Raw genomic sequence first — 22,711 nt, forward strand, 5'->3', positions numbered from 1 at the left:
GCCGGCTGTGCGTTTGCGCCCGGGTATCGTTTTCATAGCAGCCAGCGCAGCAGGGTCAAGCACCACCGGCAGATGCCATCGCTTGATTGCTTTTACCTCTGCACCATCGAACAGTAATTGCCCCAATACACCCGCGGTACGGGCGTGCCACGATGGCTGCCGCATGGTTGAGACAGCAACCGCCCCTACAGGAGACTTCATGAAACGCAATCGCTTGACCCTGGCGCTGGCCGCGCTGGGATGCATGACCGCCATCGGCAGCACCACCGCCCACGCCCAGGACAAGGTGAAGATCGGCTACATCAGCGACATGTCCAGCCTCTATGCCGACCTCGAAGGCAAGGGCGGCGCCACGGCGATCCAGATGGCGATCGACGACTTCGGCGGCAAGGTGCTGGGCAAGCCGATCGAGCTGCTCACCGTGGACCACCAGAACAAGGCTGATATCGCCGCCAGCAAGGCACGCGAGTGGATCGATACGCAGAACCTGACGATGATCTTCAGCGGCACCAACTCCGGCACCGCACTGGCGCTGGCCAAGGTGGCCGATGAGAAGAAGCGCGTGATGATCAACAATGGCGCCGGCTCCTCCGCGCTGACCAACGAGGCCTGCACGCCCTACTCGGTGCACTATGCCTACGACACCGTGGCGCTGTCCAAGGGCGCGGCCGGCGCCATCGTCGACAACGGCGGCAAGAGCTGGTTCTTCCTGACGGCCGACTACGCCTTCGGCCACGCGATGGAGGCGGACGCTTCCACCGTCGTCAAGGCCAAGGGCGGCTCGGTGACGAGCGCCGTGCGCCATCCGCTGAATGCCTCGGACTTCTCGTCCTTCCTGCTGCAGGCGCAGAACTCCAAGGCCCAGGTGCTGGCGCTGGCCAATGCCGGCGGCGACACCATCAACGCCATCAAGGCGGCCAAGGAATTCGGCATCGACAAGGCGATGAAGATCGCCCCGCTGCTCGTCTTCTACAGCGACATCCACAGCCTGGGGCTGAAGAACACCGCGGGCATGCAGTTCGTCACCAGCTGGTACTGGGACATGAACGACGCCTCGCGCAAGTTCGCCGATGCCTACATGAAGAAGACCCAGCGCCGCCCCACCGAGATCCAGGCGGCCGACTACTCGGCCACCATGAACTACCTGAAGGCCGTGCAGGCCGCCGGCACCACCGATGCCGACAAGGTGATGGCCACCTGGCGCGGCATGAAGATGGACGACTTCTTCGCGTCGGGCTCCATCCGCGCCGACGGCAGCTACATCCACGACATGTACCTCGTCCAGGTCAAGACGCCCCAGGAATCCAAGGGCACCTGGGACTACTACAAGATCGTGAAGAAGCTGCCCGGCGACGAGGTGTTCACTACCAAGGCCGAGACCAAGTGCGCGCTGTGGAAGTGAGCTGAGCGCCCGCGACACAACCAAACGCCTGGCAGCCGCCAGGCGTTTTTGCTGGTGCCCTTCATAATGGGCCGCCATCCCTCTTCTGGAAAGGAACCTCCGTGCCCCATACGCCAGACCCCGATTTCGATTCCCTGCTCCCCGGCCGCTCGACCACCGAAGGCAGCACGCGCCGCACCGCGCTGCAGGTGGCGCTGGGCATGGGCTACGCGGCGGCCACGCTGCCCATCCAGGCGCAGACCGCCATCCAGACGCCGGCCACCGGGCTCACGGCCGGCACCATCCGCTACAGCGTCGATGGCTTCGAGGTGCCCGCCTACCATGCCGCCCCAGCGGGCAAGAAGAACCTGCCCGTGGTGCTGGTGATCCAGGAAATCTTCGGCGTGCACGAGTACATCGCCGACACCTGCCGGCGCCTCGCGCACGCGGGCTACCTGGCGATCGCGCCCGAGCTGTATGCGCGCCAGGGCGATCCGCGCAAGTACACCGACATTCCCGCGCTGCAGCGCGAGGTGGTCTCCAAGGTGCCCGATGCGCAGGTGCTGGGCGACCTGGACGGCGCCCTCGCCTGGGCCGCGGCCCATGGCGGCAATACCGCCAAGGCCGCGATCACCGGCTTTTGCTGGGGCGGGCGCGTCACCTGGCTGTATGCGACCAGCGGCAGGGTGAAGGCCGGCGTGGCCTGGTACGGCCGCGTCGAGGGCACGCCCAATGCCAGCACGCCGCTGCACCCGGTCGACCTGGCGAACGCGCTGAAGGCGCCGGTGCTGGGCCTGTATGGCGGCAAGGACCAGGGCATCACGCTGGACTCGGTCGATGCGATGAAGCAGGCCCTGGCCAAGGCCGGCGCCGGCGGCAACGCCGCTGCCAAAGGCTCACAGTTCCATATCTACCCCGAGGCCGGCCACGCCTTCCACGCCGACTACCGCCCGAGCTACCGCAAGGACGCGGCCGACGACGGCTGGAAGCGCATGCTGGCCTGGTTCAGGCAGCACGGTGTGGCTTAGTTCTTGCCGTTGTCGCGCCAGAACAGGTCCCAGGCGTCCATGGTCTTGCCGTCGGGAAAGCGGCAGGTGGAGGCCTGGCTGCGGGTGCCGCCGCTGAGGATCACCGTGCCGCCCATCTGCGCGCAGTAGGCCGATGCCGGGTTGCGCGGGCCGGGGTATTGGGTGGCGTAGCTCTCGGTCTCCTTGGCCGACTCGTCCTCGAGCGGCTTGAGGCCGGAGCCGCCGCTGGTGCAGGCGGCCAGCAGCACGGCGGCGGCGGTGGCAAACATCCAGGCTTTCATCTTCACGCTTTCTTGCTGAACATGCGCCATTATCGCGCTATTAAATTAGGAGCTTACAGCGCTCGACCTTATTGACCCAGAGGCCAATAAGGCTGCAACCTGCTGCTGCAGCTGGCCCGGGCTCACGGCCGCCGCGGCCACGGCGGGCGCCACGCGCAGCTCCACCCGGTTGAACCAGCCACGGCGAAACGGCCGGGTCATCGCGCCCTCGGGCTCGATGCGGCTGAAGTACGAGCCCCACAGGTTGGCGAGCGCCATCGGCACCACGGGCACGTCCAGCCCGTCCGCGCGGGCCTGCTCCAGGATCTTCATGATGCCGCCCTTGAACGGCGCCAGCTGGCCGTCGCGGGTGATCGCCCCCTCGGGGAAGATGGCCAGCAGGTCGCCCTCGCGCAGCACCTGGGCCGCGGTGGCAAAGGCCGCCTCGTAGACGGCGGGGTCCTCGCTCTGCGGTGCGATCGGGATGGCCTTGGCCAGCCGGAACAGCCAGCCCAGCACCGGCGTTTTGAAGATGCGGTGGTCCATCACGAAGCGGATGGGGCGCGGGCTGGCCGCCATCATCAGCACCGGGTCGACAAAGCTCACATGGTTGCAGACCAGCACGGCGGCGCCGGTGGCGGGAATGCGCTCGGCGCCCCGCATGCGGAAGCGGTAGACGAGATGCGTGGCGATCCAGGCGATGAAGCGCAGCAGGTACTCGGGCACCAGCAGGAAGATATAGCCCGCCACCACCGCGTTGGCGATGCCGGTGAACAAAAAGATCTGCGGGATCGTGAAGCCCGCCGATAGCAGGGCCCCGGCCAGCACCGCGCTGGCGATCATGAACAGCGCGTTCAGGATGTTGTTGGCCGCGATGATGCGCGCGCGGTGCGTGGGCTGGCTGCGCATCTGGATCAGCGCGTACATGGGCACGCTGTACAGGCCCGCGAACAGCGACAGCAGCAGCAGGTCGGCGATCACCCGCCAGTGCGCCTGCCGCGCCAGGAAGGCGCCGACCGACAGCAGCTCGGACGGCGGCAGGCTGCGCGACGCGAAGTACAGGTCGATGGCGAACACGCTCATGCCGATGGCGCCCAGCGGCACCAGGCCGATCTCCACCTGGCGGCGCGACAGCACCTCGCACAGCAGCGAGCCCGCGCCCACGCCCACCGAGAACACCACCAGCAGCAGCGAGGCCACGTGCTCGTCGCCGTGCAGCACCTCCTTGGCGAAGCTGGGGAACTGGCTCAGGAACACCGCGCCGAAGAACCACATCCAGCTGATGCCCAGCAGCGAGCGGAACACCACCGGGCTCTGGCGCGCCAGCCGCAGGTTGCGCCAGGTTTCGCTGACCGGGTTCCAGTTGATCGAGAGGCCCGGATCGGTCGACGGCACGGCGGGCACGGCCTGCGCCGTCAGCCGGCCGACCAGCGCCAGCGCGATGCAGGCCACGGCTACCAACCCGTGGCCGATCTGCGGGATGGCCACCAGGATGCCGCCCACCACGTTGCCCAGCAGGATGGCGACGAAGGTGCCCATCTCGATCATGCCGTTGCCACCCGTGAGCTCGTCGTCGCGCAGCACCTGGGGCAGCAGGGCGTACTTGACCGGCCCGAACAACGTGGAGTGCAGCCCCATCAGGAACACGCACACCAGCAGCACCACCGGGTTCCCCTGCCAGAAGCCCAGCCCGGCGAGCAGCATCACGGCGATCTCGAAGCTCTTGACGAAGCGCACCATGCGGTGCTTGGGCAGCTTGTCGGTCAGCTGCCCGGCCGTGGCCGAAAACAGCAGGAACGGCGAGATGAACAGGGCACCGATCACCAAGCCGGCGAGCGACGGCGGCAGCCACGACACCGACAGCTGGTAGGTCACCATCACCGTGAAGGCGAACTTGAACAGGTTGTCGTTGGCCGCGCCGGCGAACTGGGTCCAGAAGAACGGCGCGAAGCGGCGCTGGCCCAGCAGCGCGAACTGGTTCGGGTGCGCCGGGCCGGCGGCGGGGTCTGGGCTGGTCATGGTGTCTCTCTCCTCTCGGTGCGGGCGGTTGCCGGGTGCTATTGTGCTTGGACTTGCGCCGGGACTTTGGGCTGATGGGCCGTGGATGGGCGCCGCCGCAACGCCGCCAGCACCGGCCAGGCCGCCAGGGCCGCGGCGACATGCTTCAGGGTGTGGCCGGACACCAGTTGCCCGCTCCACTGCCACACGGCCGCATCGCCCCATTCCAGCAGCTTGGCCAGCAGGTACCAGGCGATGACGGCGCCCAGCGGCCACCGCACACCGCCCTGCCCGCCGCGGCCCAGGGCCTGTGCGGCCGCCAGCACCAGCAGCAAGGCCATGCCCGCGCCCTGCAGCACCGCCCAGGGCAGCAACTGCCCGGTGCGCAGCCACCACCACAGGCTGGCCGGGCCGGCCACGAGCACCAGGCATGCCGAGACCCAGGCCGGCCGCGGCCCCAGCTGCGACTGCACGGTCAGCCCCAGCATGCCGGCGAATACCGGCACCATGCCGAGCCGGTCCCAGAAGACGCCGCCGTCGCTGGGCGCCAGGTGGTAGAGGGACGAGCCGGCACAGGTCAGCAGCAGGCCGCCGAAGAACAAGGCGAGAAAGCCCCGCATGCCGCGCGCGTCACGCCGCGCCAGCAGCCAGAGCCCGGCGGCGCCAAGCACGCCGAACGGCAGGTTGCTCAGCACATCGGCCGCATGCGCCAGGCCGTGCCAGTGGCGCTGGTCGGCAAACTGGTGGTAGCCGGCCACCTGCGGCACATGCGGCCCCAGCCAGGCCAGCAGGCCCAGCAGCGCATAGCCGGCATACAGCAGACATTCGGCGCGGGAGGGAGAGGTCTTCATGGCAAGGCCCATGCAGTCACGATGGCGCGAGTGTGGCGGGGCGCCCTGCGTCCAGCGCAGGAATTGCACCCGGTCATCTATCATGGCACCCAAAGTACCGCCCACCGATACCCATGAGCACCACCGCCGACCTGATCCAGGCCCTGAAAAAAGAACTCAAGGCCGCGCAGATGACCTATGCCGATCTGGCGCAGCAGCTCGGCATGGCTGAGTCCAGCGTCAAGCGCATGCTGGCCCGGGGCGACATGCCGCTGTCGCGCATCGATGCGATCTGCCGCGTGCTGCGGCTGGACTTCGCCGACCTGGCGCGCAAGGTGGCCGACAGCCAGCCGCTGATCCGCGAGCTGACCCAGCAGCAGGAGCAGGCCGTGGTGGCCGACAAGAAGCTGCTGCTGATGGCCATCTGCGTGCTGAGCCAGTGGACGCTGGAGCAGGTGCTGTCCCACTACCGGCTGAGCGAGGCCGAGGGCATCAAGTACCTGGCCCAGCTCGACCGCATCGGCATCATCGAGCTGCGGCCGATGAACCGCTATCGGCTCAAGCTGGCCAAGACCTTCCGCTGGCGCCCGCACGGCCCGGTGATGCAGTATTTCCGCGAGCACGCGTTGCACGACTACTACTCGGGCAGCTTCGACAAGCCCGGCGAAGGCCTGATGCTGGTGCACGGCTCCATCAGCCGCACGCTGGCCCCGGCCTTCCTGGAGCGGCTGCAGCGCGTGGCCCAGGACTTCGCCCAGCAGCACCTGACCGACCAGCGCCTGCCCGAGAAGGAGCGCGAGGGCTACACCCTGCTGCTGGCCATGCGCGGCTGGGAGCTGGAGGTGTTCACCGCGATGCGGCGCGCTTGACCCCCAGGCCGGCCGCGGTCATTGCGCCATCCGCAGGCGCCGGTAGTCGATGCCGCCGACGTTCACATGGCCGTTGGGGAAGAACCCCACCATGAACCGCGACACGTCGTCGACCGATACCGAGGCGGGCACCGCCGAGCGCACCAGCGCATAGGCGCCGGCCACATGGGGCGCCGCGAACGAGGTGCCAGTGCCGCCCGCCAGGCCGCCATTGACGGGGAAGTTGATGTTCACCCCCGGTGCCAGCCAGAAGGCCACGCCGGAGGGATCGCCGTAGTTGGCGGGATTGGCGATGTTGGCGCCGTAGTAGAAGTTGCCCGCCTCCTTGAAGACCGACGACACCTTGACGGCGTTCGAGAAGCACGCGGGCGCCGACAGCAGGCCCTGGAAGCCGTCGTTACCGGACGCGATGACGACCGGCACCTGGTAGACGTACTTGAGCGTGGCGATCAGGCTGGCCACCTCGGGCGCCACGAAGTCGCAGGCCGACGCATACCCGATGCCATTGCCCTGGCTGATGTTGACCACCATCTTCTTGTCGCGCGCCTGCTGCGCCACCGCATTCAGCGCCTTCGCCATGTCCGTGTACAGCATGCGCGGCACCAGCGTCCCCGACAGGGGCGACTCCCGCACCAGGGTGCTGGCGTTGATGGCGAAGAGGTTGGCGCCGTAGGCCACGCCCCGGAAGGCCGGCCAGGCGCTGGAGTTGCCCAGCGCCACTGCTGCCACGCCGTTCCCGTGCGCGCACTGGCCGGCATCGGCACCTGCGCCGGAGCCCGGGAACCGGTCCAGGCCGCAGGGATTGCTGTAGGCGCCCTCGCGGCCTGCATAGACCTGCGGGCTGGAGCCGCTGGCGTCCATGTTCAGGCACGAGGAGTACAGGCCGTCCTGCGGCCGCTGCGTGTTGTAGCAGGCCTGCAGGTAGCTCCGGTTGTCGAACTGCTCCTGGGCCACCGTCACGCCGGTGTCGATCACCGCAATCCAGGCATTGTTGCCGCTGTTCGCGGCCCAGGTGGGCGCCAGGTTCAGGCCGCCCGGCGCGCTGGAGACGCTCACGTTCAGCTGCCGCGAAAAGCTCAGGTTGCGCGCGTAGATGCTCAGCAGCCGCGGATCGCGCCGCGCCTGCAGCCGGGCCAGGTCGCCCTTGGTCAGCGACACCAGCGCCACGTCGGTGCCGGCCAGGTAGCTGATCTGCTGCGCCTTCTCGGGCAGCACCTGGCCCAGGATCTCGCGGAACAGGCCCGCCACGATCTCCTGCTGGCGGGCAAACGTATCTTGGTCGTAGAACTTCTTGACGTCCTCGGCGTCCGCCGGCGACTTGATCCTGACGAAGTAGCTGTGCGCCTCGCCGTCGGCGCCCGGCAACAGGGCGAGGTCCGTGGTCAGCCAGTTGTCCACCGGCAGCTCCGGCGCCGGGCCGGCCGCAGCCGCGACCGCGTAGTCCTTGCTGCGCATCAGGTCCTGGACCACGCCGGCATCGGCGTTCACGATGCGCTGGGGCAGCAGCCGGTTCTGCGAGACCACCTGGCCGGTATCCACCACTGCGAAGGCGTCTTCCACCCGGGACACCGGGGCGTCCTTGGGCCGGAAGGGGTTCGAGATCACGACGACGCCGCCGTCCGGCGACAACGTCCACAGCGGCACCGCGGACTTCTCGATGACCGCCACCGGCGCCTGCCCCGCGCCCTGCGCGGCGGCGTCCTTGGCAGCGAAGGCCAGATAATCCTCGGCGGGCGCCACCATCGATATTTTCCGGATGGTCTTCAAATGCCCGGCGTCCTCCAGCCGCCCCGCGGGCAACTGCAGGGAAATCGCGCCGCCGTCACCGACCTGCGCCTCGATGCCCAGGATATTGCGGATCTCCCGGATGGCCTCGGCGCCGGCATATTCGTCCGCCACAAAGAGCTTGAGCGCCAGGATTTTCTCCGGGGCATAGCGGTAATTGGTTGCGTACTCATTTATTTCAAAGAGCCCCTCGGGAGAGGCATGGGCCAGGGACGATGCGGCCAATGCCATGGATGCCAATACAAACTTCACAACCGGATACCTTTTCGGTGATTTGAATTCAATGCTGCAGCGAGGCAGAAGGCAGTTCAGCGGGCTGGGGACAAGCGGCGCACAACACCGCCGGCCGGTGTACGCCATGGGCGCACCGATCCCTGCGGCAAGGCAGCGCATATCCCATTTCCAGGTGAACCAACCCTAGAAACGAAAATTGAACTGGTATTGAATAATGGGAGCCCTCTCTCTGTGAAAACCTGTTTTTTCTTATTCGAATCCAAAATACCCAGCGACTACCTCCATATTCCCGGCGCCCTCCGTCAAAAACAGATTGGCACCCGGAAACAGGATTTCGGGGAATTCTAAAATGAGAGCAGAACCAGCAAAGTTAACGCCCGGTGAACTGACGCAAAACCGCGACGCCGCAATAAGCTGCGCTGGCAACCAAGCTTGACGCCGGGCAAATCCCGCTGCATGCAAATCCACCGCCTCCGCCAGCCCTGCGGAGGGCGTCGAATGGATTTTGGATGCAAATGGCCTACAGTGCTTATGTAGCAAGCGTCAGCAGCTATTATTTTAATAGCTACGAACGCAAGCCATTCGCCACCTGGGCGCTGGCGTCCCAGTGCTGGTCGAACCAGGCATCGCCGTCCAGGTAGGCGCGCAGCATGGGCAGGCCATCCAGGCCCCAGAACAGCTTGCCGTCCACCACGGCCGTGGGCACGCCGAACACGCCCGCTGCCACGGCGGCATCGGTGTTGGCGCGCAGCAGCTCCTTGGCGCGCTGGGGCGCGTCGTCGCCGGGCTGGAACTGCTCGGCCAGTTGCGCGTCCAGCGCAGCCAGGCGTGCGGCATCGAGCGCGTCGTGCCCACCCAGCCACACATGGCGCAGCAGCGTGTCGGCCACATAGCGGTTGATGCAGCCGTCCGCGCTGGTCTGCAGCGCCTTGCGCAGCAGCGGCAAGGGGTTGAACGGGTGCTGCGCCGGCATCTGCAGCCCGCAGCCCAGCGCATGGCCCAGCCAGCTGACATGGCGGTAGGTCCAGTCGCGCTTGGGCGGAATGCCCGCGGGCCCGGGGTTGCCATGCTGCTGCAGCAGCGCACCCAGTAGCACCGGCCGGTAGTTCACATGGCAGCTCAGCCCCTGCAGCGCGCCCGGCAGCTGGTCGAAGGCCAGCCAGGCATAGGGCGAGACGAAGTCGAGGTAGAAATCGATGGTCTTCATGGCACGACCGCATCGGTGGGCACGGACCGGCCGGCCGTGGTGAGCTGCGCGCGCGCCAGCAGCACCTGCCAGATCTGCAGCCGCTCGGCCGTGTCGGCCTTGGACCAGGCGCGGATCTCGTCGATGCTGCGGAAACACCCTTCGCAGCGGCTGCGGTCGGCCGTCATGCGGCAGATGGAGACGCAGGGCGACGGCACCTCGCCGTCATAGCCGGCGCGGAACACGCCGCTGGCGTTGACCACCTTGGTGCGGGCCGCCAGGCTCTTGGCATCATCAAGCATTCAGACAGCCTCCTGCACCACGTCGACGACGGGCGCGCCAGTGAGTTTCTCGAGATCCTGCGGCGCCAGCGGAAACACGCCGTGCGGGTGGCCTGCCGCGGCCCAGATCTCGCCAAAGCGGAACAGCTCGCGGTCGATCAGCGTGACCGGCGGCTGGACATGGGCCACGGGCGAGACGCCGCCGATCGAGAAGCCGGTGCGGTTCTTGACGAACTCGGCATCGGCCCGGCCGATGGGGCCGACCAGGGCCGCCACCTTCTTCTCATCCACGCGCCGGTCGCCCGAGGTCACCACCAGCACCGCGGCCTCGTCGCTGCGGCGGCGGAAGATGATGCTCTTGGCGATCTGCCCCACGGCGATGCCCAGCGCGTCGGCCGCCTGCTGCGCGGTGCGCGCCGCGTCGTCGAGCATGCGCGGCGCATGCGGGTGGCCCAGCTCGGCGAGCACGGCGCTCACGCGCTGCACGCCCTCGGGCAGTTCCTTCAGTTCGGCTCCGCACATGGTTCAACCCGCCCGCTTGTTCAACAGCGCCACGGCCACGCGCGAGTTGGGCTTGCGCTGCAGGAAGTCGCTGATGTAGGCGCCGGCGTCCACCAGCGCATCGAGATCGATGCCAGTGTCTATGCCCATGCCCTGCAGCAGGTAGACCACGTCCTCGGTGGCGACGTTGCCGGTCGCGCCCTTGGCGTAGGGGCAGCCGCCGAGGCCAGCCACCGAGGACTGGAAGTTCCACACCCCCAGCTCCAGCGCGGCCAGCGTGTTGGACAGCGCCTGGCCATAGGTGTCGTGGAAGTGGCCCGAGACCGCGTCGATGCCGTAGTGCGCCAGCGTGGCCTCGATGGCGCGCTGCACCTTCAGCGGCGTGCCCACGCCGATGGTGTCGGCCACGTCCACGCGCTGCACGCCTATGCCCTTGAGCAGGCCGGCCAGGTAGCCGACGCGCTCGGGCGCGATCTCGCCCTCGTAGGGGCAGCCCACGGTGCAGCTCATGGCGCCGCGCACGCGGATGCCGGCGGCCAGCGCGGCCTCGACCACCGGCGCGAAGCGCTCGATGCTCTCGGCGATGCTGCAGTTGATGTTCTTCTGGCTGAAGGCCTCGCTGGCCGACCCGAAGACCACGATCTCGTCGGGCCGGTCGGCCACGGCCGCCTCGAAGCCCTGGAGGTTGGGCGTGAGCACCGAGTAGCGCACACCGGCGCGGCGCTCCACGCCCTCCATCACCTCGTGGTTGTCGGCCATCTGCGGCACCCACTTGGGGCTGACGTAGCTGGTGACCTCGATCTCCTTCAGGCCCGCGGCCTGCAGGCGGTGCACCAACTCGACCTTCACGGCCGCCGGCACCGGCGTCTTCTCGTTCTGCAGGCCGTCGCGCGGGCCCACGTCGATCAGTTGGACTCTGGATGGGTATTTCATGGTGGTTCCTGGGGATCTCCGAAATTCAGCGGCGCTGTTTCAGCGCAGCGGCCACGTCGTAGGGCGTGAAGCGTTCGCACTGCCGCTCGTCGGCAGGCGGGGGGTAGGCTGCGGACGAAGGCAGCGCCGGGCCTGCCGGCACCAGTGTAGACACCGGCGACATACCCAGCAAATCGTCCAGCGCAAAGGGCACGAGCAGGTTGGTGAATTGCAGCCGGCCGTCGGGCGCCACCGCCTGCCGGGCGCGGGCCTGCCACTGCTGCCACCAGGCGGCGTTGTCGGCGCGAAAGCGCGCATTGCCCCAGAGCATCAGCGGCACCTCGTAGGCGCTGCGGGTGGAGCCATGCACGTACGAGCCGCCGCAGGCCGGAAAGGCCAGGCCGTGGTCCGAAACATAGAGCAGCGCCACGCGGCGGTCCTGCAGCTGCGACAGCCGCGCCACCCAGTCCGCCAGCAGCGCGCTGGTGTAGGCGATGCTGTTGTCGTAGGCATCCGCCCAAAGCGCGGCGCCGGGGGGCACCCGGCCTTCCACGCGCGGATGGCTGCCGTACATGTGCACCGTGAGCATCAGTCTGCCGGCGGGCGGCGTGTCTTCCAGCGCCTGGGCCAGCAGCGGCGTCAGCGCGCCGTCCCACTGTCCGGCCTGCAGCGGGCGGTACTGCGACGAGCGCTGGCGGAAAGCGGTGAAGAAGAAGCTCTGGCCCGCGCCAAAGCTGCTCTGGTTGCTCAGCGTCACCACCTGGAAGCCGGCCTTGGCGGCCTTGTCCAGGTAAGTCAGCACCCCGCCCTCGGGCACGGGCTCGACCTGCTGGCCGGTGAGCAGCAGCGGCACGGTCTGCGCGGTGTTGTTGCCGTTGGCCTGCACCGGCAGCGCCACCAGGCTGTTGCCGAGCGGCGCCAGCGCGGCATTCGTGGGGTTGCCCCGGTAGCCGAGCAGCGACCAGCGCTGGGCGCTGGCACTCTCGCCGATCACCATGACCACCACGTCGGCCAGCGGCGGCCCGGCCGGCTCGGGCGCGGGCGGCACGGCAAACATGTGGGCCGACGACTGGCGGTAGCGCAGGTAGGACTCGGCAAACGCCGCGGGGTAGACCCGGTCCACCTTGCTCAGCGAGCCCGCCACGCCGTTGCCCTTGGCACAGCTCACCAGCGACCACGCCAGCCACAGCAGCAGGCTGAGCAGGCCCAGCCAGCGCCACCGGCCGCGCAGCGCGCCGGCCCGCGACCACAGCCAGTGCAGGGCCAGGCAGGCCGGCAGCAGCCACCAGGCCAGCCGCAGCGCGTCGGAGCGGCGGTACGAGGTCACGTACTCCCAGGCCTCGCCCAGCGACGAGCCGAACACCGTGAACCAGAAATACTCGTCCGGCAGCGAATCCACCGCCAAAAAATAGGCCAGGTGCGCCAGGCCGATCAGCCACAGCACGGCGGCGGCCACGCGCATCGACGGCCGCCACAGCAGGCAGCAGGCCAGCAGCGCGGCCGAGGCCGCAGCATCCACCGCCGAACGGCTGGTGGGCCACATGAAGACCAGCGGGGCGAACAGCCACAGCCAGGCCAGCGCGGTCGCGGCGCCCTTGCCTGCGCGCATCAGTAGCCCCGCCCGGTGTCCACGACGCCGCCTATGGCCTCGCCGCGGCCCAGCGCGCGGATCTTGCCGAGGATCTGCGCCAGCGATTCGGCTTCCAGCGTCTGCCCCGAGATGTGCGGGGTGATGGTGACCTGCGGGCAGCGCCACAGCGGGTGCTGCGGCGGCAGCGGCTCCTCGCGGAACACGTCGAGCGTGGCACCGGCGATCTGGCCATCCGCGATGGCGGCGAGCAGGTCGTCCTCCACCACGTGGCGGCCACGCGCCAGGTTGATGACGAAGGCGCCGCGCGGCAGGCCGGCCAGCAGGCGCCGGTCGATGATGCCCTCGGTCTCGGGCGTGAGCGGCAGCAGGTTCACCAGCACCCGCGTCTGCGCCAGGAAGGCCTCGAGCTGCCCGGCGCCATGGAAGCCCTGCACGCCCGGCAGCTCGCGGGCGCTGCGGCTCCAGCCCAGCACCGGAAAATCGAAGCCCTGCACCGCGCGCGCCACCCGTTGGCCGAGCACGCCCAGGCCCATCACACCCACGGTGAAATCGGCGCGCCGCGGCACCGGCAACGCCTGCCAGCGCGCCTCGCGCTGCTGCGCGGCATAGCCAGCAAAGCCGCGGTAATAGCCGATGAGCGCATGGCAGACATACTCGGCCATCTGCACCGCCATGCCCGCGTCCTCGAGCCGCACCAGCGGCACGCCGGCCGGCAGGCGCATGCGCAGCAGCGCATCCACGCCCGCGCCCATGTTGAAGATGGCTTTCAGGCCGGCCTGTTCGTCCAGCAGCTGCTGCGGCGGCATCCACACCAGCGCATAGTCGGCCGGCGGCGAGCCGGGCGTCCAGGCCCAGGCCTCGGCCCCGGGCAGGGCCGCGCGTATGCCGTCCAGCCAGCCCTGCGGGTTGCCCCCCTTCGAATACACCACCAGCTTCATCAACCGCCTCTGTCGCCAAAAGCCGCCATTGTCGCGGCAATGGCGGGGCTGCGCAGCAAACCGGCGACTAGCCCGCCGCCTGCAGCTTGAGCAGCTCGGCCCCTTCGCTGACCTGGTCGCCGGGGGCGAACAGCAGCTCCAGCACCTCGCCGTCGTCGGGGGCGGCGATGGTGTGCTCCATCTTCATCGCCTCCATCACGGCCAGCGGCTGGCCCTTGCTGACCTTGTCGCCCGCCTTGACCGCGAAGGACACCACCTTGCCCGGCATGGGTGCCGTCAGGCGCCCACCCTCGCCGGTGTGCTCGCCGGCATGCGACAGCGCATCGACCAGCGTGATCTCGGCCGCGCCGCGCGGCGCGAACACGTGCACCACCTCGCCCTGCGACCAGGTCTGCACCAGGTCGCGGCGGCTGTCGAAATTCAGGTCGGTCGCATCGCCCTGCAGTGCGAACACCAGCGGGCCGCGGGCCGCGCCCACGTCGAGCAGCAGCGCGCCGCCATGCTGGTAGTGCAGCGTGGCCTGCAGCTTGTCGCCGCCGAACTCGAAGTCGAAATTGCGGTGCGTGGTGCCGTGCGACTGCCAGCCGTCGCGGCGGCTGAACGGATCAGCGCCCTGCTGCGCCTGTTCGCGCGCCAGCTGCTGCGCCACGGCAGCAGCGGCGGCCGTGGCCGCGGAGAGCGTGGTCTGCTTGAACAAACGCTCCTTCTCGCGCTCGATCAGCGCCGTGTCCAGCCGCGCCTGGGCGAACGAGGGCGTGGCCAGCACGTGGCGCAGGAACTGCACATTGGTCTGCAGGCCGACGATGCGCACCGCCGCCAGCGCCGCGTCGAGCCGCGCCAGCGCCTGCTCGCGCGTGTCGCCGTGCACGATGAGCTTGGCGATCATCGAGTCGTAGAAGGGGCTGATCGCATCGCCCTCGCGCACGCCGTCGTCAACGCGCACATTGCCGATGGCGAAGCTGCTGCACGCGGGCTTGCGGTAGACCTGCAGGGTGCCGGTGGCGGGCAGGAAGTTGTTGTCCGGGTTCTCGGCGCAGATACGCGCCTCGATGGCATGGCCGATGATGCGCAGTTCGTCCTGGCGCTTGGGCAGCGGCTGGCCGCTGGCCACCAGCAGCTGCCACTGCACCAGGTCCTCGCCGGTGATGGCCTCGGTCACCGGGTGCTCGACCTGCAATCGGGTGTTCATCTCCATGAAGTAGAACTTCATCGCCTCGGGCTGGTCGTAGCCGCCGGGCTGCTCGACGATGAACTCCACCGTGCCCGCGCCCACGTAGCCCACGGCCTGGGCGGCGGCCACCGCGGCCTGGCCCATCTTCTGGCGCAGCGCGGGCGTCATGCCGGGCGCGGGCGCCTCTTCGAGCACCTTCTGGTGGCGGCGCTGCACCGAGCAGTCGCGCTCGAACAGGTAGACGCAGTTGCCCTGCGTGTCGCCGAACACCTGGATCTCGATGTGGCGCGGGCGCAGCACGTATTTCTCGATCAGCACCGCGTCGTTGCCGAAGCTGTTGATGGCCTCGCGCTTGCACGATTCCAGCGCGGAGCCGAAGTCCTCGCTCTTTTCGACCAGGCGCATGCCCTTGCCGCCGCCGCCGGCGCTGGCCTTGATGAGCACCGGGTAACCGATGCGGTCGGCCTCGCGCTGCAGCAGCGCCGGGTCCTGGTCATGGCCGTGGTAGCCGGGCACCAGCGGCACGCCGGCCTTTTCCATCAGTTGCTTGGACTCGGCCTTCAGGCCCATCGCGCGGATCGCCGACGCGGGCGGGCCGATGAAGACCAGGCCGGCTTCGGCGCAGGCGTTGGCGAAGTCCTCGTTCTCCGACAGAAAGCCGTAGCCGGGGTGGATGGCCTGGGCGCCCGTGGCCTTGGCGGCCTCCAGGATGCGCTCCCAGCGCAGGTAGCTGTCCTTGGGCGCGCTGCCGCCGATGTGCACGGCCTCGTCGCAGGCGGCCACGTGCTTGGCCTGCGCGTCGGCGTCCGAATAGACCGCGACCGTGCGGATGCCCATGCGGCGGGCGGTGGCCGCAACCCGGCAGGCGATCTCACCGCGGTTCGCAATCAGAATCTTGGAAAACATAGTCAAATCTCCTTCAAACGCTTATCCAGCAAGCGCCAACAGCTATTTATTCAGTAGTAACGGCCGGTGAACCCAGCCAGCCGCGCACGCGGCGGACCACCGCCTTCAAGAACTTCCATAGCGCCCAGGTCACCAGCCACATCACGACCAGCACCACGACCAGCACGACAGCGAACACCATCGGGTGGTTGATGGCCAGCCAGATCGCGCCGACCGAGGCGCCGTCCTCTACCAGGCTGGCCGTCCAGTTCGACAGCGGCTCGGGCGAGGTGTTGATCGCCGCCCGCGTCGTGGTCTTGGCCACCTGGCTCGACAGCGCCAGCGTGCCGCCCATGAGCGCCGCGGCCGTGGCCATGGTGGCGTTGTCGGCGCCAAACACGCTGGCCGCCAGCGCCGCGCCGGCCGGCACGCGCAGCACGCTCTGGAACACATCCCACACCGAGTCCACGCCGGGAATCTTGTCGGCGAAGAACTCGACGAACAGCAGCGCGCCGCTGACGAACAGGATTACCGGGTTCTGCAGCACCGACAGCCCGCCCGGCAGCGCCACCCAGCCCAGCGCGCCCAGCATGCCGGTGACGAACACCACCGCGTACAGCCGGAAGCCGCTGGCCCAGCCCAGCGCGGCGGCCAGTGCCATCAGCGAGGCCCAGTCCCACTGCGCCATGGCATGGCCCACCTGGCCCGCGACCTGGCCCACCTGGTCGGCCGCCTCGCCCATCTGCCGGGCGGTGTCCTTGTCCAGATGCAGGCCCAGGCTGTGGAGCCAGTTCATGATGTCGGTCCAGAGGTCCATGGTGTCCGCCTTTCAGTGTTTGCACTGATGTAGGGCGCTCCCGCCGTGGTGTCAACCCGCCAGCCAGTTCGGTTTGCGCTTGTTCAAGAAGGCCTGCACGCCCTCCTTGCCCTCGTCGCTGGCCCGGATGTCGGCAATGCCCTCGACGGTGGCGCGGATCAGGCTGGCGTCGATCTCGCGCTCGGCCACGTTCAGCACCAGCTGCTTGCAGGCGCGCACGGCTGCGGGGCCGGCCGACAGCAGGTGCTTGAGCAGGCCGTCGACCGCGCCGTCCAGCGCGTCGGCCTCGACCACCTGGTGCACGAAGCCGATGCGCAGCGCCTCGGCGGCGTCGAAGCGCTCGCCGGTCAGGAAGTAGCGGTGCGAGGCGCGCGGCCCCATGGCGCGGATCACGTAGGGGCTGATGGTCGCCGGGATCAGGCCGATCTTGACCTCGGACAGGCAGAAGCCCGCCGTGCTCGCGGCCACCGCCATGTCGCAGGCCGCGACCAGGCCCATGCCGCCGGCATAGACGTCGCCCTGCACGCGGGCGATGGTGGGCTTGGGGCATTCGTAGATCACGCGCAGCATCTCGGCCAGCTTGCCAGCGTCGATCAGGTTCTCGCCGCGCGTGTAGTCGGCCATGCGGCGCATCCAGTTCAGGTTGGCGCCGGCGCAGAAGGCCGGGCCCTCGGCCGCCAGCACCACGGCGCGCACCGCGGCGTTGGCGCCCACGGTCTCGAAGGCGCGGGTGATCTCGGCGATCACCTCGTCGCTGAAGGCGTTGCGCACTTCGGGCTGCGTCAGCGTGATGGTGGCCACGGGGCCGTTGACTTCCAGGGTCAGGTAGGTACTTTTCATGGAACTCTCCTTACATGCGGAACACGCCGAACTTGGTGTCTTCGATGGGCGCATTGCGCGTGGCCGCCAGGCCCAGCGCCAGCACGCGGCGGGTGTCGGCCGGGTCGATCACGCCGTCGTCCCACAGGCGGGCCGAGGCGTAGTAGGGGTGGCCCTGGTCCTCGTACTGCTGGCGGATCGGCGCCTTGAAGGCTTCCTCCTCGTCGGCGCTCCACTGGCCGCCCTTGCCCTCGATGCCGTCGCGCTTGACCGTGGCCAGCACGCTGGCGGCCTGCTCGCCGCCCATCACGCTGATGCGCGCGTTCGGCCACATCCACAAAAAGCGCGGCGAGTAGGCGCGGCCGCACATGCCGTAGTTGCCGGCGCCGAAGCTGCCGCCGATGATGATGGTGAACTTGGGCACGCTGGCCGTGGCCACGGCCGTGACCAGCTTGGCGCCGTGGCGCGCGATGCCCTCGTTCTCGTACTTGCGGCCCACCATGAAGCCGGTGATGTTCTGCAGGAACACCAGCGGGATCTTGCGCTGGCAGCACAGCTCGATGAAGTGCGCGCCCTTGACGGCCGACTCCGAGAACAGGATGCCGTTGTTGGCGATGATGCCGACCTTCATCCCTTCGACGCGCGCAAAGCCGCACACCAGCGTGCTGCCGAAGCGCGCCTTGAACTCGTCGAACTCGCTGCCGTCCACCACGCGGGCGATGATCTCGCGCACGTCGAAGGGCTTGCGCGTGTCCACCGGGATCACGCCGTACAGCTCCTCGGCCGGGAACAAAGGCGCCACCGGCGGCTGGTCGGCTGGGTCCACGGGCTTGGCCTTGTTCAGGTTGGCGATGGAGCGGCGCGCCAGCGCCAGCGCGTGCATGTCGTTGTCGGCCAGGTGGTCGGCCACGCCGGACAGGCGCGTGTGCACGTCGCCGCCGCCCAGGTCCTCGGCGCTCACCACCTCGCCGGTGGCGGCCTTCACCAGCGGCGGGCCGCCCAGGAAGATCGTGCCCTGGTTCTTGACGATGATGGACTCGTCGCTCATCGCCGGCACGTAGGCGCCGCCGGCGGTGCACGAGCCCATGACCACCGCGACCTGGGCGATGCCCTGGGCGCTCATGTTGGCCTGGTTGAAGAAGATGCGGCCGAAGTGCTCGCGGTCGGGGAAGACCTCGTCCTGGTTGGGCAGGTTGGCGCCGCCCGAGTCGACCAGGTAGATGCAGGGCAGGCGGTTCTGCGCCGCGATTTCCTGCGCGCGCAGGTGTTTCTTTACCGTGATCGGGTAATACGTTCCACCTTTGACCGTAGCATCGTTGCACACAATCATGCAGTCCACCCCGCTGACCCGGCCAATGCCCGCAATCATCCCCGCGCCCGGCGCGGCGTTGTGGTACATGTTCAGCGCCGCCAGCGGCGCCAGCTCGAGGAACGGCGTTCCCGGATCGAGCAGCAGGCGCACGCGGTCGCGCGGCAGCAGCTTGCCGCGCGACAGGTGCTTGGCGCGCGCGGCCTCGCCGCCGCCCTCGGCGATCTGCGCGGCCTTGGCGCGCAGATCGTCCACCACCTGGCGCATGGCCTGTGCATTGGTCTGGAAGTCCGCGGAGCGGGCATTCAACTGGCTTGCTAGTTTGCTCATCGCTATCCTCTGTCTCTGTCAGTTCGTATATTCTTTCGATGCGCCGGGAACCCGCCGGCGCGCCCTTGCGTTTTTCTTCCCCCAGCAGCTCACCCCATGCATACCGTAGAAATCGTGCTGCTCGTGCTGACGATCGGTGCTGTCACAGGCATCATCGCACGCTATGTGCAGGCCATCCCGCTGCCCCTGATCCAGATCGCCATCGGGGCGGTGCTGTCCTGGCCCGACCAGGGCCTGCACATCCATTTCGACCCCGAGCTGTTCCTGCTGCTGTTCATTCCGCCGCTGCTGTTCGCCGACGGCTGGCGCATTCCGAAGCGCGAGTTCTTCGCGCTGAACCGGCCCATCCTGCGGCTGGCCTTCGGCCTGGTGCTGTTCACCGTGCTGGGCCTGGGCTACCTGATCCACTGGATGATTCCGGAGATGCCGCTGTCGGTGGCCTTCGCGCTGGCCGCCGTGGTCTCGCCCACCGACGCGGTCGCCGTCTCGGCCATCACACGCAACCTGGGCATGCCGGCCGACACCATGCACGTGCTCGAGGGCGAGTCGCTGCTGAACGACGCCTCGGGCCTGGTGGCGCTCAAGTTCGCCGTGGCCGCCACGCTGACCGGCCTGTTCTCGTGGACCGGCGCGGCGCGCGAGTTCGCCTGGGTGGCGCTGGGCGGCATCGTGGTGGGCACGGCCGTGGGCTGGGGCTTCAGCTACCTGCGCGAGGTCGTCACGCGCCGCGTCGGTGACCTGGCCTCCACGCAGATGGTGCTGCTGCTGTCGCTGCTGCCGTTCGCGGCCTACATCGCCGGCGAACAGGTGGGCGTGTCCGGCATCCTGTCGGCCGTGGCGGCCGGCGTGGCCACCAACTTCGCCGACCTGAACCGCGCCGACTACATCACCGAGCGCATGCAGAACGCGGGCACCTGGGCCATGGTGGAGTCGGCCTTCAACGGCGCGGTGTTCCTGCTGCTGGGGCTGCAGCTGCCATCCATCATCGGCTTCACGCTGCGCGAGGCCGGCCATGGCTGGTGGATTCTGGTGGCCTACGTGGCCCTGATCTCGATCGCGCTGTATGCGCTGCGCTGGATCTGGCTGGTGGTGGGCGTCAACCGCAGCCTGCACCACGCGCACCGCACCGGCAAGGCGGCCGCGCCGCCGTCCCGCGCCCTGGTGCTGGCCACCACGCTGGCGGGCATCCGCGGCGCGGTGACGCTGGCCGGCGCGCTGTCGGTGCCGCTGCTGCTGAACAACGGCGAGCCCTTCCCCGCGCGCGATTTGCTGATCTTCCTGGCCACCGGCACCATTTTGTTCACGCTGGTGGTCGGCGCCATCGGCCTGCCGCTGGTGCTGCGCTATGTGCCGCCGGCCGACGAGCCTGCATCGGTGATCGAGGAGCGCAATGCCCGCATCGCCGCCTGCCATGCCGCGATTGCCAGCATGGCCGTGCCCGAGGCCGAGCGCGCCCGGCACAACACCGAGTGGCTGGCCCGCCAGCAGGAAGTGGCGGGCCGCGTGAGCCGCGAATACCGCAACCGGCTGGACCTGCTTGAAGAGGACAAGACGCCCGAGACCGCCGACGACGAGGACGCCAACGCCCCGACCGCCGTGCAGCAGCGGCGCGAGCGCTACGTGGTCGAGCTGGAGATGCGCCTGCACTGCACGCAGATCGAGCGCCGCACCATCTACGCCGAAAGGCAGCGCCACCGCATCAACGACGAATCGCTGCGCAGCCTGGTGCAGGAGCTGGACCTGGCCGAGATCTCGCTGCGCAAGCGCCTGGACGTGGCGCGGCGCGCGGCCGCCAAGCACCGGCGGCCGGACGCGCATTGAGGCAGGTTGGGGGCGGTTCACGGCGCGGCGGGCTCAGGCGGTGCGGTCGATTTCCAGCTGCAGCGACTCGATCATCGCCTCGCGGATCTTGAACTTCTGGATCTTGCCGGTCACCGTCATCGGGAAGGCGTCGACGAAGCGGATGTAGCGCGGCACCTTGTAGTGCGCGATGCGGCCCTTGCAGAACTCGCGCACCGCATCCTCGTCCAGCGCCTGGCCGGCCTTCACCACGATCCACGCGCACAGCTCCTCGCCGAAGCGCTTGTCGGGCACGCCCACCACCTGCACGTCCTGCACCTGGGGGTGGGTGTAGAGGAATTCCTCGATCTCGCGCGGGTAGATGTTCTCGCCGCCCCGGATCACCATGTCCTTGATGCGGCCAACGATGTTGACGTAGCCCTCGGCGTCCATGGTCGCCAGGTCGCCGGTGTGCATCCAGCCCTCGGCATCGATGGCCTCGCGGGTCTTGGCCTCGTCGCCCCAGTAGCCGTGCATCACCGAGTAGCCGCGCGTACACAACTCGCCCGAGGTGCCGGGCGCCACGGTCTCGCCGGTCTCGGGGCTGACGATCTTCACCTCGAGGTGCGGCTGCACCTTGCCGACGGTGGACACGCGCTTAGGCAAAGGCGTGTCGGTCGAACTCTGGCAGCTCACCGGGCTGGTCTCGGTCATGCCGTAGGCGATGGTGATCTCGGACAGGTGCATCTCGCTGACCACCCGCTTCATCACCTCGATGGGGCATGGCGAGCCGGCCATGATGCCGGTGCGCAGCGTGGACAGGTCGAACTCCGCAAAGCGCGGATGGTCCAGCTCGGCGATGAACATGGTGGGCACGCCGTGCAGGCCGGTGCAGCGCTCGGCCTGCACCGTCTCCAGCACCAGCAGCGGGTCGAAGCCGTCGCTGGGGTAGACCATGGCGGCGCCGTGCGTCATGCAGGCCAGGTTACCCAGCACCATGCCGAAGCAGTGGTACAGCGGCACGGGAATGCACAGCCGGTCCTGCTCGGTCAGCCTCATGGCCTCGCCGATGAAGAAGCCGTTGTTCAGGATGTTGCGGTGCGTCAGCGTCGCGCCCTTGGGAAAGCCCGTGGTGCCGCTGGTGAACTGGATGTTGACCGGGTCGTGCGGCGTGAGCGTGGCCGCGATAGCGGCGATGCGCGCATCGGCGGCGTCGCCGCCGGCGATGAACTGCGAGAAGCGCTGCATGCCCGGCTGCTCCGCGCCCTGGTCTGCAATATCGATCCACACCACCCAACGCAGGTCGGGCAGTTGCGCCGCCGCCAGTTGGCCCGGCGCGGCGCCGGCCAGCTCGGGCGCCAGCTCGCGCACCATGCCCAGGTAGTCGCTGGTCTTGAAGCGCTCCATGGCGAACAGCGCCTTGCACTGCACCTTGTTCAGCGCGTACTCCAGCTCCGAGGTGCGGTAGGCCGGGTTGATGTTGACCAGGATGATGCCGACCTGGGCCGTCGCCATCTGCAGCAGCACCCATTCGGCGTTGTTGTGCGACCAGATGCCCACGCGGTCGCCCTTGGCCAGGCCCGCGTTCAGCAGCGCGCTGGCCAGCTGCAGCGAGCGCTGCTGCAGCTCGGCATAGGTCCAGCGCACGCCCTGGTGCCGGCTGACGAGCGCATCGCGCGCGGGAAACCGGCTGGCGGTGTCGGCCAGCTGCTGGCCGATGGTCTTGTCCAGCAGGCGCGGGCTGCTGGCGCCGCGCGCATAGCTGCTCGTCAGAACGGGCGTGGTGTCGGTCATGGCCGGTCTCCTG

Annotated in this window: 19 protein-coding genes; 4 read left to right on the forward strand and 15 right to left on the reverse strand. The window is 68.7% G+C overall.

The window, feature by feature from the left end; all coding sequences use genetic code 11:
• Nucleotides 1–199 precede the first annotated feature (199 nt).
• Both ACYVKR_RS01565 and ACYVKR_RS01570 read left to right on the forward strand, forming a co-directional pair.
• Entirely contained in the window at nt 200–1,402 is a 1,203-nt protein-coding gene (locus ACYVKR_RS01565) for an ABC transporter substrate-binding protein (protein WP_460478954.1), read from the forward strand.
• A gap of 101 nt (nt 1,403–1,503) precedes the next feature.
• Nucleotides 1,504–2,409, forward strand: a complete 906-nt coding sequence (locus ACYVKR_RS01570) for a dienelactone hydrolase family protein (protein ID WP_460478955.1) — start codon at nt 1,504–1,506, stop codon at nt 2,407–2,409.
• Here the strand turns inward: ACYVKR_RS01570 and ACYVKR_RS01575 are convergent.
• From ACYVKR_RS01575 to ACYVKR_RS01585, 3 genes are read right to left on the reverse strand one after another with little or no spacing between them, the layout of a single operon-like run.
• A complete protein-coding gene (locus ACYVKR_RS01575; protein WP_460478956.1) occupies nt 2,406–2,690 on the reverse strand; it encodes a putative hemolysin in 285 nt (94 codons plus the stop codon). The two genes, ACYVKR_RS01570 and ACYVKR_RS01575, sit on opposite strands and share 4 nt — an antisense overlap.
• 45 nt (nt 2,691–2,735) lie before the next feature.
• Entirely contained in the window at nt 2,736–4,688 is a 1,953-nt protein-coding gene (locus ACYVKR_RS01580; RefSeq protein WP_460478957.1) for an acyl-[ACP]--phospholipid O-acyltransferase, read from the reverse strand.
• A 38-nt stretch (nt 4,689–4,726) separates the two neighbouring features.
• Complete coding sequence (locus ACYVKR_RS01585; RefSeq protein ID WP_460478958.1) at nt 4,727–5,518, reverse strand: hypothetical protein; 792 nt, start codon at nt 5,516–5,518, stop codon at nt 4,727–4,729.
• A gap of 113 nt (nt 5,519–5,631) precedes the next feature.
• Here ACYVKR_RS01585 and ACYVKR_RS01590 point away from each other — a divergent pair, with 113 nt between their 5' ends.
• Nucleotides 5,632–6,366, forward strand: a complete 735-nt coding sequence (locus tag ACYVKR_RS01590; protein WP_460478959.1) for a helix-turn-helix domain-containing protein — start codon at nt 5,632–5,634, stop codon at nt 6,364–6,366.
• 18 nt (nt 6,367–6,384) lie between these two features.
• On the opposite strand, the gene ACYVKR_RS01595 is transcribed toward ACYVKR_RS01590, so the two are convergent.
• The 11 genes from ACYVKR_RS01595 to ACYVKR_RS01645 form a co-directional block, all read right to left on the reverse strand.
• The gene (locus tag ACYVKR_RS01595; protein WP_460478960.1) at nt 6,385–8,382 is read right to left on the reverse strand and encodes a S8 family serine peptidase; all 1,998 of its coding nucleotides are present in this window, start codon (nt 8,380–8,382) and stop codon (nt 6,385–6,387) included.
• 568 nt (nt 8,383–8,950) lie between these two features.
• On the reverse strand, nt 8,951–9,592 hold the full coding sequence (locus ACYVKR_RS01600) for a 2-hydroxychromene-2-carboxylate isomerase (protein WP_460478961.1): 642 nt from the start codon (nt 9,590–9,592) through the stop codon (nt 8,951–8,953).
• Nucleotides 9,589–9,873, reverse strand: coding sequence for a DUF1289 domain-containing protein (locus ACYVKR_RS01605; RefSeq protein ID WP_460478962.1), 285 nt, complete (start codon nt 9,871–9,873; stop codon nt 9,589–9,591). The genes ACYVKR_RS01600 and ACYVKR_RS01605 overlap by 4 nt, the downstream gene beginning before the upstream one ends.
• Nucleotides 9,874–10,374, reverse strand: coding sequence for a YbaK/EbsC family protein (locus ACYVKR_RS01610; RefSeq protein WP_460478963.1), 501 nt, complete (start codon nt 10,372–10,374; stop codon nt 9,874–9,876).
• A 3-nt stretch (nt 10,375–10,377) separates the two neighbouring features.
• Nucleotides 10,378–11,286 carry a hydroxymethylglutaryl-CoA lyase gene (locus ACYVKR_RS01615; RefSeq protein WP_460478964.1) on the reverse strand — a complete coding sequence of 303 codons (909 nt, stop codon included), beginning with the start codon at nt 11,284–11,286 and terminating at the stop codon, nt 10,378–10,380.
• Between the two features lie 25 nt (nt 11,287–11,311).
• Nucleotides 11,312–12,874 carry an alkaline phosphatase family protein gene (locus ACYVKR_RS01620; protein WP_460478965.1) on the reverse strand — a complete coding sequence of 521 codons (1,563 nt, stop codon included), beginning with the start codon at nt 12,872–12,874 and terminating at the stop codon, nt 11,312–11,314.
• The gene (locus ACYVKR_RS01625) at nt 12,874–13,794 is read right to left on the reverse strand and encodes a 2-hydroxyacid dehydrogenase (RefSeq protein ID WP_460478966.1); all 921 of its coding nucleotides are present in this window, start codon (nt 13,792–13,794) and stop codon (nt 12,874–12,876) included. The genes ACYVKR_RS01620 and ACYVKR_RS01625 overlap by 1 nt, the downstream gene beginning before the upstream one ends.
• Before the next feature lie 67 nt (nt 13,795–13,861).
• Nucleotides 13,862–15,871, reverse strand: coding sequence for an acetyl/propionyl/methylcrotonyl-CoA carboxylase subunit alpha (locus ACYVKR_RS01630; RefSeq protein ID WP_460478967.1), 2,010 nt, complete (start codon nt 15,869–15,871; stop codon nt 13,862–13,864).
• 46 nt (nt 15,872–15,917) lie between these two features.
• Nucleotides 15,918–16,667 (reverse strand): DUF4126 domain-containing protein, encoded by a 750-nt coding sequence (locus ACYVKR_RS01635; RefSeq protein WP_460478968.1) that lies wholly within the window; start codon nt 16,665–16,667, stop codon nt 15,918–15,920.
• Nucleotides 16,668–16,718: 51 nt separating this feature from the next.
• Nucleotides 16,719–17,507: an enoyl-CoA hydratase/isomerase family protein gene (locus ACYVKR_RS01640; protein ID WP_460478969.1), complete on the reverse strand. Its 789-nt coding sequence runs from the start codon at nt 17,505–17,507 to the stop codon at nt 16,719–16,721.
• A 10-nt stretch (nt 17,508–17,517) separates the two neighbouring features.
• Complete coding sequence (locus tag ACYVKR_RS01645; protein WP_460478970.1) at nt 17,518–19,125, reverse strand: carboxyl transferase domain-containing protein; 1,608 nt, start codon at nt 19,123–19,125, stop codon at nt 17,518–17,520.
• 96 nt (nt 19,126–19,221) lie between these two features.
• Here ACYVKR_RS01645 and ACYVKR_RS01650 point away from each other — a divergent pair, with 96 nt between their 5' ends.
• Complete coding sequence (locus ACYVKR_RS01650) at nt 19,222–20,946, forward strand: cation:proton antiporter (protein WP_460478971.1); 1,725 nt, start codon at nt 19,222–19,224, stop codon at nt 20,944–20,946.
• 33 nt (nt 20,947–20,979) lie between these two features.
• Here the strand turns inward: ACYVKR_RS01650 and ACYVKR_RS01655 are convergent, their stop codons facing one another.
• Nucleotides 20,980–22,698 carry an AMP-binding protein gene (locus ACYVKR_RS01655; RefSeq protein ID WP_460478972.1) on the reverse strand — a complete coding sequence of 573 codons (1,719 nt, stop codon included), beginning with the start codon at nt 22,696–22,698 and terminating at the stop codon, nt 20,980–20,982.
• Between the last annotated feature and the right edge of the window lie 13 nt (nt 22,699–22,711).

This window comes from Comamonas humi (assembly GCF_054782535.1).